The following is a 12107-nucleotide window of genomic DNA, read 5'->3' on the forward strand; positions in this document are numbered from 1 at the left end:
GCGTCCTCAAAGCATGCGCGGTTGCCGGGCGTATCGCACCAGGTCGTCGCCCAGGCGCAGCGCCAGTGCGGCGAGCGGACCGGTGGGGTTGTATCCCGCGTTGTGCGCGTAGACCGACGCGCCCACGACGAAGAGGTTCTGCGCATCCCAGTGCTGCAACCGGGGCGACACCACGCTCGTGGAAGGGTCGGCGCCCATGACCGTTCCGCCCGTCGTGTGCGTCGTCTGGTACTGCCGGGCGTCGAAGTCGCCACGCCGGGGCTGTGGGGTGCCGACGGCCGTGGCGCCCATGGCACGCGCGATGCCAGCGGCCTTGTTCGTGACGTACTCGCTCATCCGATGGTCGTTATCGCGGAAGTTGAAAGTCATGCGCAGCAGCGGAGACCCGTAGGCATCGCGATAGGTCGGATCGAGGTCGAGATAGTTCTGGCTATGCGGGTAGTTGCTGCCGTGCACCGCAACATTGAAGGCGTGCGCGTACCAGTCCGCGTTGGCCTGCTTCCACGCCGATCCCCAGCGCGGCGTTCCGGCCAGATGGAGCCGTGCATTGATCGGGCGCCCGTTCGTCACGTTCGAGTAGATGTAGCCGCCGCCGAAGAAGCCGAGCCCTGCGTGATCGAAGTTGTCGCCATTGAACTCGTCGACGACCATCTGCGAGGCGCCGGAGGCCATGAAGGGGTTGATCCAGCGGTCCTTGAAGAACACCGGCACCGACGACATCACCTGATAGCAGAAATTCTTCCCGACCGTGCCCTTTCCCGTCTTCGGGTCGTAGGGCCGCCCAATGCCGCTCGCGAGCAGCAGCTTGGTGTTCGTCATCGTGAAGCCAGACAGTACGACGACATCCGCGGGCTGCTCGTATTCCTGGGCCGTCTGGAGGTCGATGAACCGCACGCCGGTGACCCGTTTCGCGTGCTTGTCGTAGATGATTTCCTTGACTTGAGCGTGCAGGCGAACCTCGAAACGGCGCATGAAGTCCCGCTGCTTCTGCAGCATCGGATACAGAAGCAGGGCTGGAGTCGCCTTGGCATTGGCTTCGCAAATGAAGCGCTCGCAGTGGCCGCAATACTGGCAAGGCGCGAGGCTCGCGCCGTCCGGGTTCGTGTATGCGCGCGGCGAGTTGGCCGCGGGCATCGGAAATGGCTTGTAGCCGAGGCTTTGCGCTGCGGCCTTGAAGATTCGACCGGATTCGAGGATCTCGAGCGGAGGCTGCGGAAAGCAGCGCTTTCGGGGCGCCTCGAAGGGATTGCCGCCTTCGATCAGTTGTCCGCCGACATTGCCTGCCTGCCCCGCGATGCCGAAGAGCTGCTCGAAAAGATCGTGATAGGGCTCCATTTCCGCGTAGCTGATGCCCCAGTCCTGTACCGTCATCTCGCGCGGAATCGCGGCCTTGCCATATCGGGACTCGAGGCGGGTGCGCAGGGCCGGATCGTACTCGGCCCAGCGCCAGGTCTGCCCATTCCAGTGATTCGCCGCGCCGCCCAAGCCTTCACCCGGGAGAAAAGCTTCCATCCGACGCACCGGCAGGGCGCTCTCGTCAGCGGAATGGCGCAGGGTGTAGGTCTCATTGGCCCAGTTCTGCACCAGGCTGTTGCGCACGCCCCAGCGCAATTCGTCGCGTTGGTTGGGCAGCGTTGCCGCCGCGCTGCCGGCGAGATCAGCGCCGCGCTCGAGGACCAGCACGTCGATGCCGGAATTCATCATTTGCCGCGCAGCCAAGCCGGCGGTGAGTCCGCCACCGACGAAGACAACGGACCGATTGGGGAGTTTTTGAATCATGGGTGGTGGGTCTTCAGCCGAAGTCCTCGATCGACTGTGGCTTGGCCGCGCCGGGGAAGGGCAGGCCGCGGTACTGGACCACGTTGCGGCCGTGAAAGGCCGGCAGGCCAGGAAAGCCCACGGCACGCCAGAAAGACTTGTCGCGATTGCCGCCGTACATCGGGTCGGCAAAGCAGGCCTGAATGAACAGTGGGTACAGGAAATCGTTGAACCACGCACTGAGCGCAAAGCGTTCATCGTCCATCCGACCAGCAGCGACGTGCTGGAGCAGGGCATCGAGTTCGCCCGCTTCGAGTTGCTCGACGGCTTTGCCCGTGCGTTGTTGGGCCCCGCGGCGCAGCGCTTCGAGGCCGACCTTGAAGTGCTGCTCCGGTGGCAAGGGGGACTGGTAACCATGCTGCGGTTTGCCGGGGCGCCAAGGGCCTTGTCGATAGAGTTGATCGCCACGCCCCCAGGCGCCGGCAAGCTGCCGATCGATGTAGAGATGCAGGCCGCAATCGACCCCGCACGGCGTCAACGCATCGGCCGGGCACATCACGTTGACCAGCGCCTCGACGCAAGCAGCCTCCTGCGGGCCCAGTGACAAGTAAGCCGAGTGGCGAGTCTCGGTTTCGCGAACTGCGACGTCCTGTGCTGTGGCGGGCGGGCTCGCGAAACCTCCCAGCAGTGCTGGACCCGCGAGCGCCACACCGGACGCGCCGCCGACACGGCGTAAAAAGAGACGCCGCGCCGGCGGCTCTCGGTCGTTGATGGACATGAGGATCTTTCTTCGGGGAGGCAACGATTGCGCAGTGCTGCACGTGTCAAGCAATCAGTGCCTTGACACGTGCCGCCGACCCGCGGTCAGAAGTCCCAGATGACCGGCACCCAACGAAAGGCGTCGCCATCGATCGCCACCCGGCCGACGGAGGGGAACGGCAGGTGAGCGGCCACCAAGAGCCCACGGGTCTGCGCCAGTTCCTTGAAGAGACCGACACGAACGCGAGCCGATTCCTCGGGGTCATGCTCGAACCCGTTGTGCCACTCGGGGTGGTCGAATGCGACTGGGAACATGGCGTCGCCAGCGAAAGTGAGACGTTCACCGCCTGACACCAGGTCGACCACGCTGTGGCCCGGGGTGTGGCCGCCGGTGAGACGGACGACCACACCTGGCGCAACTTCATGCCTGTCCTCGAAGATCCGCAGCCGGTCGCGGTATTCGTTGTAGAAGCTCGTGGCGGTCGAGCGGAGCACGTCCGGCACCGGCTTGGGCATGACCGTGTGCGAGAAATCGGGCGAAATCCAGAACGCGACCTCGGCCGCGGCAACGTGAATACGCACGTCCGGACGCAGCCGTTCCTTGATCCCGGGGACCAGCAGCCCGCCCACGTGGTCCATGTGCATGTGGGTAATGATCACGTCGGTCACGGACTCGAGTTCGATCCCTGCCGCGGCCAGGCGCTGAGGAAACTGCCCGGCGCGCGGGAAGCCCGAGAACTGGCCGCCCAGCCCGGCGTCGATGAGGATGGTCTGGTCACCGCTGCGAGCCACCATCACGTTCAGCGGCCAGTCGAACTTGTCCGGCGGCATGAACATCTGGTCCAGCCAGTTGGCCAAGTCGGCCGGGTCCGCATTGGTAGCCATCGTCGAGGCGGGCAATGGCAGCACGCCGTCGCTGACCACCAGCGCGTCGATCTCGCCGACCCGCAGCGCGTAGCGGGACGGAACCAGGTCATTGGATTTTTGACTGGTGGGTTGCAAAGTGTCATCTACGGAAAACATGGCGAAATCTCCAAGAGTGAGGTCCGCTTGCGCGGGCCAATCCAGCCAGGCGACTGGCAACAAGTGGCCGTTCGACATCCAGCGTCGTCGGGCACGGTTCACGGCGGAAGGCCGTATGACATTCATCGTAGGCAGGCAGGTCATGAGCCGGTAGGCCTGCGAACGGACTCACAGTGGTGCCTGGTACGCACCAAACAACCGTTGCCTTTCCGGCAACACGGTGGCCACCGATGGCTGTCTACCGTGTGAAGCGGCTGATCCCTAGCATTGGCTTTTCTGCGACGCAGAAATCGGACGGCCTTGTGGTCGGCATGCCGAGATTTGGGTCGTCGCTTCATCCAACAAAGGGCCCTCATGCAACGCTGTGTGCAACCTCGAGCATCAGATCGATCTGTAGGGTCGCCGTCGTCGCCGCGCCCCGCTCGCCCGACCCTGCTGACGGTGCGCATGAGGAAACGCTACTTGAGCCGGCTGCTTTGGCGCTTTGACGTGGTCGACCACGGTCGCTGATAGACCCAAGGAGAAATCGATGTCCATCCTCAATCCCGCCTCCTGGACCGGTGCGGCCGATGAGTATCCCTACGTTCTGCAAGCGATTCCCTGTGGGCATCCAGCACGTGTCTCTGCGGATGGGGTGGCGAAGCGCGACGCCGCATTCGTTGCCCTCCTGAATGCGTATCGGGCGACGGGTGGCCTCGTGCGAGGGAATGATCTGGCCCATCTGATGGCCTCGAGGGCCTCTGGCGACCCAGCCAGCCTCTCGAGATCGATGGCCGCAGGTGAAATCCTGTGTTTCGATTGGAATGAGACGTTCTGGATTCCCGCGTTTCAACTGGACCGAGAGAGTCTCGGAACAGGGCAAGCGACGCGGCTGTTGCTGGCTGAGCTATCTGGCGCTTTCGACGGTTGGGCCGCTGCCCAGTGGCTCGTGGCTGCCAACGCATGGCTTGGCGAGCGCACTCCGCTCGAGTTGCTGGGAACGCATCTGGAAGCGGTTCTCGACGCGGCGCGCGCTGACTCCTTCATTGCGCGTGGTTGAAAGAGCCGCTGCCGACGGAGAAGATGCCTCGCACAGTGGGGGTCACCGCACTAATACGGCTCGTAGGCCGCAGCACCGACGGTCTCGAAGGGAGTGATCGGCGTGTTGTCGAAGGGTTCCTGCGGCGGCGGCATCGACAGATCGATCGAGGTGAAGGAGTTCGAGACCGGGCTGTCCGATGCCTGTGGCGTCGCGGCGGCATCTACCGGCTGAATCGCGTAGAAGACGATCGATGCGGCAACGATTGAAAGCAGCGCAGTCGCAAGTAGTTTTGTCATGATCTGTCCTCACAGTTCGTTGTCTATCGCGGGTGTCCTTGGTCGAACAGGACAGCCGCGGCGGTTTCGATCAGAGCTGGTCTGGCGGTACGAATGCTCTTGCGCGCACCACCATCCATCGACAGGACAAAGCGTAGACATGTGCGCGATGGGTCGGTAGACGTGGCGAAGTCATTTCGGTGTTGAGGAGCAGACACCAAATGTTCGGCGTCGCGTCGGGTGCCTTCCGGGAACCGCTGAGGTGAGAAAGAAGGACCTTCCGAAGAAGATCACGTCCTCCTAGCATCTCCTCCTGTGCATCCACTTCCAGAATTCCGTTCATGAACACCCAGCAAGACACGCCATCCAGCTACTACAGGCACCACGTTCCTCATGGCATCTCGGATCGTCTGGCGCTGGGCATCACGCGATCGCTGCGGTTCTTGGCCGACACCTTCTTTGCGAAGCGCTACGGAAACCGAGCGATCGTGCTGGAGACGGTCGCGGCTGTGCCCGGTATGGTGGGCGGCATGCTGATCCATCTCAAGTGCCTGCGCTGGATGGTCGACGATGACGGCTGGATCCAGAAGCTCCTGGCGGAGGCCGAGAACGAGCGCATGCACCTGATGACATTCTTGGAGATCGCGAAGCCAAGTTGGTTTGAACGTGTCGTGGTCCTGCTGACTCAGGCGGTGTTCTGTGTGTTCTTCCTGGTGCTGTACGCATGTTCGGCTCGCACCGCACACCGACTGGTGGGCTACTTCGAGGAAGAGGCCGTGGTCAGCTACACACGCTATCTGAAGGAGATCGACGAAGGCAGGGTCGTGAATGTTCCGGCCCCTGGACTCGCGATTGCGTACTGGGATTTGGGCCAGGATGCCCGATTGCGCGAAGTGGTTCTAGCCGTGCGAGACGACGAGGCCGGACATCGCGACGTCAACCATACGATGGCTAATTCGCTCGAAGGTCCCCGAGGCGCACGCGCAGACCTTTAGGCGACAGCGTCGCAATGAACCAGGAGTTTGAGATGCAACGTTCCATCGTCGGCTTCGCGCAGGACGAGCTGTCGGATTGGGTGGCCATTCTGGAATGTGGGCATCGCCAGCATGTCCGGCACAATCCGCCGCTCGTGTCTCGCCCCTGGGTGTTGACCACGGAAGGCAGAGCGGGCCAGATGGGCGCGTTCCTGGAGTGCGTGCGATGCGAAAGATTCGAGTTGCCGGAGCACTACAGGCCTTATAGATCCAGTCCCATTTTCACCGAAAGCACTGCGCCCGCCTCGTTGCGCAAGGATCACTCGACCCGCGGTGGGGTGTGGGCACGGATCCATGTCCTGGAAGGGCGACTGCGATACGTTGTCGAGCTTTGGGGCACGGACGTGACGCTCACGCCGGAGACGCCGGGCATCGTGGTGCCGGATGTGCTGCACCACATCGAGCCGCTGGGACCGGTGCGCTTCTTCGTCGAGTTTTACGCAGCACCTGATGCATGACGGGCGCAGACATCAAAAGTGTTCACCCACCAGTTTCTCGCTCGCAATCCATAGCAGCTTGGCCATCTCCGGGTCGAGCGCGAAAGAACGAACGCCTTCAGCAATGGGACTGATCGGCGCATCGATCACTTCTGACACGTGGCAGTTCTCGCAGTAACGTCCGCCGACTTCGGCGGACGCTGCGACGACATCATCGGCTGCGCCGAGGTGATGCTGGCGAAGCCTGTGTCCACAACGTTCCCCACGACGTCGGTAATCCACTGTCCGGCCCCTTTGTACGGCACATGGACAAGCTTGATGCCCGCGGCTTTGGCGAGGCGTTCGCCGTACAGCCGAGTGCTCGGTTCTGAACTGGCGAATGAATGCTTGCCAGGCTCTGCTTTCGCGAGAGCGATGAATGACTTGACGTCAGTGGCTTTCAACGCGGGTGCAGCCACCATCACTACAACCGGCTTCGCCAGGGGAGTGATAGGCGTGAAGTCCGTCTTGGTGTCGTAAGGAAGCTTGGCAATCAGATACGGGTTTATGGCAATCGAGGCCACTGACAGCAGGAGCGTCTGGCCATCTGGCGCTGCCTTGGCGACAAGCGCGGAACCAATCGCGCCGCTAGCACCCGTGCGGTTGTCGACCATGACGGGCTGGCCCCAGAGCTCGCCGAGTTCTTTCGCGAAGATTCTTCCCACGGCGTCAGTACCACCGCCCGTGCTGTACGGAACAACTAGCGTGACGGGTCTAGTGGGGTGGAAGGCTCCGGACTGAGCGAGTGCGCTAGAGGCCGCAAGGGCCAGTGCACAAAAGGCGGATAGGGGTTTCATGGTGTCTCCGAGGATGCTGTGGTGAGAATGCCAACTTGGTATGCAGGCATTACAACATACCAACATGCCAGGAGGCAATAGGTTTGCTACGCTTAGGGCTTTTCTCGAGGGCACTCCGCGACATGGCTTCATCTCTGGCAAACCAGGCTGGCACATTGCTGCACAAGCAACTATTCGTGGTGCTGCAACAGCAAATCCTGCGGGGGGTGATGGCAGACGGCGACCGCTTGCCGACCCAGGAGGAGTTGTGCCAGCAGTACGGTGTCTCTCGCATCACCGTGCGCCGCGCGCTGGCAGACCTGCAGGGAGCCGGTCTCGTTCGCAACGAGCAAGGCCTTGGCTCCTTCGTGACTTCTACGGCCGCAGCCTTGAAACCGCCCCCGACGCTCGGTTTCGTCGAAACGCTGCGACAGGTAGTCGAGGAAACAAAGGTGCGAGTCCTTGAATTGGAAATGGTGCGCTGTCCGTCGCACATCGCAGCTGCCTTGCAGATTGAACCCGACTCGCTGGCGGTACACGTGGTCCGAACCCGTTCGCGCAAGAACGTGCCTCTGATGTTTTTGGAAGCATGGCTGCCTGCGAGATTCGAATCGGTCGTTACTCGCGAAGCCCTGGCAAAGCGTCCTCTGTTCAACCTCATTACGAAGGAGGAGAAGGATGTTGGACGAGTAGTCCAGGAGGTCAACGCCGAAATTGCCGATCCGTTCATAGCATCGGTGCTCGGCATCGAGCTCAACTCAGCGGTGCTGCGAATCGAGAGGCTCGTCCATGATTTGGCGCGCAAGCCGATTCAGTTTCTTATCATCAAATCGAGTCCGACGCGCAGTAGCCTGTTGATGGACATAGCCGGCAAAGATTTGAGCACGCTTGGCGCAGGCCGCTTGGTTCACGACCGATGAAGTTGGTACGCGGTTTGACGGGAGTCGCGACATTGAGACCTACCAGCGGAAGGTCCGCTTTTTCCGGCTCGCAAGTTCCGCTCAGGGCCCTGAACGCCATTTCGCGACATGGGGAGGCAGCCGCCCACGCGCGATTTCGTCTTGGTCGTCCGTTACCGATCGCGACCCGACGCGAGCGTCGCACTCGAACCTCACGTCGGCAAGGTCAAGTTCCAAATTACACCGGCCGTTCGTCAAGAAAAGAGCCAAGGTCAGGTTTCGGCGACCGCAGTCATTCGACAGCAAATTTCGAATGACAGCAGACAGTCTGACCCGTCACAGCGCATCCATCACCGACTGCACCTTGATGGTCAATAAGGCCCTCTGACTTTAGGCGTGCAAGCGAGCACAGCGGCTGCGTTTGCCCTCTTCAGGCTCTGGATTCCATCAGCGACAGCCACGTCGGTGCAGGGCCGTTCGCGAGACCATCGTGCCCTCGACATGAATTTCTTTGGGCCAAAACTGCCCAATCGGCTGACGTGACGCACCAATGTATGGCCGCAGTGCTTGCAAAGATCATCAGAGAATGATTTGATTGACGGGCTGATAAATCGCGGGAAGATCAGACTCACCGATGATCTCTCTCAGCTCGCGCTCTATCGTTCGTGCCATATGCGTAATCGGGACGTCGTTGGCACTGCCCTCGAACGGATTCTCGGTGCTCTCACCGACCTGCTCAAGCGAGGTGTACATCCATGAAATCGTCGCGCTGAACGGGATGACCAGCCACACCATGCTACCCTGCATGAAGCCAGTGATCCCCTGGTTGAGCAGGTCGAATTCCTTAAGGAGTCCGAAAGGTAGAAGCACACAGAATGCCCATACGAAGATGGTGTTGATGATGGCGTACTGCCGAGGGTAGGGAAAGTTCTTGATTCGCTCAGCTCTACCCTGCTGCTCAATCAGGTCCTTCAGAATTTTATTCAACTCGATGTACGACGTCAGCGAAATGCCATCGTTGTCTAGCATCCGTTTCAGAGCGCGGCTCTGCAACCACAGAACCTGCGTGGCCTGATTGCTGACCTTCAGGATTTGACGAAGCTCTGCTTCATTGAGGTATTTGCACAACTCCTCGTCAACGGACGTTTCCCGCTCCGGAATTCTGTAGGAGTGCGTGTATTCGGCGTTCGACGCCTTCTCCATCGACTCCCATGGCATTGGCTTCCTGAGCTCGTAGCGCAGGCAAGTCAGCCACGCTATGTGGCGCTCCATCATTTGACGGGCATCGTCAGGTCGAAGTACGAACCCTTGAATACAGATGCCCCAGAACCTGCTGCTGTTGAGGATCGACGTCCAGATCTGCTGAGCATCGGCGGTGCGGTTGTAGGTCTGCACATTCTTGAAGCCAACGATGAACGACGTCGCCGTTCCAAGAAGTCCAACGACGGTGAGAGGGATGGTGAGCCACCGAAGACCGAGGACTTGGTAGAGGATCACCGGGATCGCCCCTACACCCAAGAGCAAATAGATTTGCCGCCGAGTCCATACGATGAATTCGGAAACTCTGTAGGTCTTGCCCAGATGCATAGTGATCTCCCAGTACGTGCTCGGCGTCCTGCGCCAGTTCTATCGCCGGTTGCAATGGCATCGACCGAGTCTGCCTGCCGGTCGATGTCTTCCTCATTCAATCAACTTCAGCTGCTTTCGATGCGATGCACGACATAGGTCGCTCGCAGGCGGCAACATTCACCAACCCGCTTGCGCTCGACAGCGGAATGTCGGCGCCCACCACTTCAAGATGGATGGGCCGCATGGATCGTGGCTCCAACCGTGTCACGCCGGTAGAGGGATCGAAGGCACCCCGCTGTTTCCTGGCGCTCACCAATGCACTCGCGGGGCCATCGCGCGACCTGCCCTGCAGCCGCGCTGACCGTGCCCGCAACGAACCGGCGACGAATCGGCCTCCACTAGCGACAGGGCGGTTCACAGTGATCTCAGAAAGTCGATCAACTTCCGCCGATCGTCAGCATCCATGGCCTTGAAGCGATCGCGGCTGGCCTGCCCCTGTCCGCCATGCCAAAGGATGGCTTCTTCGAGCGTGCGGGCGCGTCCATCGTGCAAATAACGAACCTTGGCGTCGATTTTCTCGACCAGACCCAGGCCCCACAGAGGAGGCGTCCGCCATTCCTGTTGCGACGCACGCCCCTGCGGGTAGGTGTCGGCCAGTTCGGCGCCCATGTCATGAAGCAGCATGTCGGTGTAGGGGCGGATGGTCTGTCCCCTCAGTTCGGCAAATCTGTGCGTTCTGCCGGTCTGCAGCGTCGCCGCGTGGCAAGCCGTGCACCGTGCCTGAACAAAGAGTTCACGCCCGCGCGCGACGCTCGACTGCATCATGTTCTCCGCCTGCACCTGCAGGCTGGTCTCCGCCGGGGTCTGCGCCAGGATCTTCTCGGCATGGATTCCCAGCGGTTGCTCACCGTCGAAGTGCCGCGTTGCAGGGACCGCGAGCAAGCTCGTGTAGCGCACGAGCAGTTCAAGATCGCTGTCACTGAGCTCTGGGCCCTTGCCATCCTGGCTTCGACAGTCGGATCCTGCCGTTGCCTTGCCGCAGATATGTGTCGGGAGCGCGCGCGTGGTCACGCCCATGTCCGCATTGAGCGCCACGGCCGTCTGATCCACGACCGACGCGCTGGTGGCGCGCCATCCAAATCGACCCACCCGCTTGATGGTCGGATCGGCGAGGTCAGCGACGATCTGCAGTCTGCCGACCGCCCCATCCGGATCCGACTTGCTCGCCAAAGCCAACCCCTCGAGCGTCGACTCGGCGACGGCCTCGAGAAGCCCCATGTGGTCCCAGCTCCCGGACCAGGAAAACCCCCACCGGGAGCCCCCCCGCCCGAACCTCCGCATGCGCAGAGGCCTGTGAGGACAGGCACGATCAGACAGGCGCGCAGCCATCTCAGCATACGTTGTGTGCAAGCTGAAGAAATCATGAGGCAACTCCAATGCATGTTGGACGGAGACGAGTTCACGGAACGAATTGAGGCGCGGCACGCCCGCGCGCGATGCACCGACCGCGTCGAAAAGACAGTCAGGTAATGAGGGGTTGACTTGCCCGAACGTCCGCGGTCAGCAAGCGGCTGATGGCAGATGAGGGGCGGCGCTGGTGAGTCCCAGAACTCTGCTGGCGTGGCGGAAGTTCTGCAGGCTTGCGCGCCGCGCCGCTTCGTCGAGGGCTTGAAGATATGGAATGCCGTTGGTGGACTTGAGCACCTTGGCGAGACGCTTGATGCCGATCAGCGTTGTCGGCCGAACATCTTTGTTGGACATGCAGTTCCTTCGGCTCACTGCGAGACGTCACCCGTCGACCGTCCCTCGAACCTGGACATGACATGCACAAGTTGAGATACAAGGGCGGTGCTGATCCACAGCTTTCCTGAGACGGGTGGGAGGTGTACGCCAACACCTGTATCTAAATATTACAGCAACTGCCAGTAGCTGGCTAGGAGTTCGGCAATTTATGTGAGCCTGGCCTTGTCCAGGCCGAAAGCGGCATCCGACGAGCCCGGCACAGGCCTGAAGCCGATGTTGATTCGATTCCACGCGTTGATCGCGACGACCAAGAAGGTCAGATCCGAGATCTCCTTCTCCGAGAACGCCGCTCGCACCCTCGCATAGCTTTCCTCGGACACGCCCGATTCAGCCAACCTGGTAAGGGCCTCGGTCCAGGCAAGAGCCGCGCGCTCACGCGCGCTGAACAGTAACGATTCTCGCCAGACAGCCACATGGTTCAAGCGCAACGTCCGCTCGCCATGCAACTTGGCCTGCTTCACCTGCAGATCCAGGCAGAACGCGCAGCCGTTCACCTGTGAAGCCCTGATCGAAACCAGGCCGCGGATTGTCTGATCAATGACGCCTTCCTTGGCTGCGGCATGGAATGCCAAAAAGCTCTCGAAGAGCTCCGGCGATTGCTGCACATAGTTGACACGCTGAACCATGGTTGTGGCTGCTCCTTGAGACGATTTCCGGATGACGGGATGCACTTGCAGAGGGCTTTGCTACCTGCCTCGCAGAACAGAAGACGGA

Annotated in this window: 14 protein-coding genes; 4 read left to right on the forward strand and 10 right to left on the reverse strand. The window is 61.2% G+C overall.

Annotation, left to right across the window (positions count from 1 at the left end; genetic code table 11):
* Nucleotides 1–6: 6 nt before the first annotated feature.
* The 3 genes from QTI68_RS09305 to QTI68_RS09315 all read right to left on the reverse strand — a co-directional run bounded on the left by QTI68_RS09305 (nt 7) and on the right by QTI68_RS09315 (nt 3540).
* Nucleotides 7–1779: a GMC family oxidoreductase gene (locus QTI68_RS09305; protein ID WP_286521128.1), complete on the reverse strand. Its 1773-nt coding sequence runs from the start codon at nt 1777–1779 to the stop codon at nt 7–9.
* A gap of 13 nt (nt 1780–1792) precedes the next feature.
* On the reverse strand, nt 1793–2536 hold the full coding sequence (locus tag QTI68_RS09310) for a gluconate 2-dehydrogenase subunit 3 family protein (RefSeq protein ID WP_286521130.1): 744 nt from the start codon (nt 2534–2536) through the stop codon (nt 1793–1795).
* An 86-nt stretch (nt 2537–2622) separates the two neighbouring features.
* Nucleotides 2623–3540 carry an MBL fold metallo-hydrolase gene (locus QTI68_RS09315; protein WP_286521131.1) on the reverse strand — a complete coding sequence of 306 codons (918 nt, stop codon included), beginning with the start codon at nt 3538–3540 and terminating at the stop codon, nt 2623–2625.
* Nucleotides 3541–4069: 529 nt separating this feature from the next.
* On the opposite strand from QTI68_RS09315, the gene QTI68_RS09320 reads away from it, so the two are divergent.
* Complete coding sequence (locus QTI68_RS09320) at nt 4070–4579, forward strand: antitoxin Xre/MbcA/ParS toxin-binding domain-containing protein (protein WP_286521133.1); 510 nt, start codon at nt 4070–4072, stop codon at nt 4577–4579.
* Nucleotides 4580–4629: 50 nt separating this feature from the next.
* Here QTI68_RS09320 and QTI68_RS09325 read toward each other — a convergent pair whose 3' ends face one another.
* On the reverse strand, nt 4630–4857 hold the full coding sequence (locus QTI68_RS09325; RefSeq protein ID WP_286521135.1) for a hypothetical protein: 228 nt from the start codon (nt 4855–4857) through the stop codon (nt 4630–4632).
* Between the two features lie 320 nt (nt 4858–5177).
* On the opposite strand from QTI68_RS09325, the gene QTI68_RS09330 reads away from it, so the two are divergent.
* The gene (locus QTI68_RS09330; RefSeq protein WP_286521137.1) at nt 5178–5831 is read left to right on the forward strand and encodes an alternative oxidase; all 654 of its coding nucleotides are present in this window, start codon (nt 5178–5180) and stop codon (nt 5829–5831) included.
* A gap of 32 nt (nt 5832–5863) precedes the next feature.
* Nucleotides 5864–6328 (forward strand): DUF3565 domain-containing protein, encoded by a 465-nt coding sequence (locus QTI68_RS40335; RefSeq protein ID WP_503011639.1) that lies wholly within the window; start codon nt 5864–5866, stop codon nt 6326–6328.
* Between the two features lie 12 nt (nt 6329–6340).
* Here the strand turns inward: QTI68_RS40335 and QTI68_RS09345 are convergent, their stop codons facing one another.
* Nucleotides 6341–6466 carry a hypothetical protein gene (locus QTI68_RS09345; RefSeq protein ID WP_353506405.1) on the reverse strand — a complete coding sequence of 42 codons (126 nt, stop codon included), beginning with the start codon at nt 6464–6466 and terminating at the stop codon, nt 6341–6343.
* Nucleotides 6454–7143 carry a tripartite tricarboxylate transporter substrate-binding protein gene (locus QTI68_RS09350; protein WP_353506406.1) on the reverse strand — a complete coding sequence of 230 codons (690 nt, stop codon included), beginning with the start codon at nt 7141–7143 and terminating at the stop codon, nt 6454–6456. Before QTI68_RS09350 ends, QTI68_RS09345 begins: the two co-directional genes overlap by 13 nt.
* 122 nt (nt 7144–7265) lie before the next feature.
* On the opposite strand from QTI68_RS09350, the gene QTI68_RS09355 reads away from it, so the two are divergent.
* On the forward strand, nt 7266–8042 hold the full coding sequence (locus QTI68_RS09355; protein ID WP_286521139.1) for a GntR family transcriptional regulator: 777 nt from the start codon (nt 7266–7268) through the stop codon (nt 8040–8042).
* 558 nt (nt 8043–8600) lie between these two features.
* Here the strand turns inward: QTI68_RS09355 and QTI68_RS09360 are convergent.
* The 4 genes from QTI68_RS09360 to QTI68_RS09375 all read right to left on the reverse strand — a co-directional run bounded on the left by QTI68_RS09360 (nt 8601) and on the right by QTI68_RS09375 (nt 12019).
* A complete protein-coding gene (locus tag QTI68_RS09360; RefSeq protein ID WP_286521140.1) occupies nt 8601–9608 on the reverse strand; it encodes a bestrophin family protein in 1008 nt (335 codons plus the stop codon).
* 396 nt (nt 9609–10004) lie between these two features.
* On the reverse strand, nt 10005–10868 hold the full coding sequence (locus QTI68_RS09365; protein WP_286521141.1) for a di-heme oxidoredictase family protein: 864 nt from the start codon (nt 10866–10868) through the stop codon (nt 10005–10007).
* Between the two features lie 282 nt (nt 10869–11150).
* Nucleotides 11151–11351, reverse strand: a complete 201-nt coding sequence (locus tag QTI68_RS09370) for a hypothetical protein (protein ID WP_286521142.1) — start codon at nt 11349–11351, stop codon at nt 11151–11153.
* Between the two features lie 188 nt (nt 11352–11539).
* Entirely contained in the window at nt 11540–12019 is a 480-nt protein-coding gene (locus tag QTI68_RS09375; protein ID WP_286521143.1) for a carboxymuconolactone decarboxylase family protein, read from the reverse strand.
* Between the last annotated feature and the right edge of the window lie 88 nt (nt 12020–12107).

Source organism: Variovorax sp. J31P207 (assembly GCF_030316965.1).
Taxonomy (GTDB): Bacteria; Pseudomonadota; Gammaproteobacteria; order Burkholderiales; family Burkholderiaceae_C; genus Variovorax; species Variovorax ginsengisoli_B.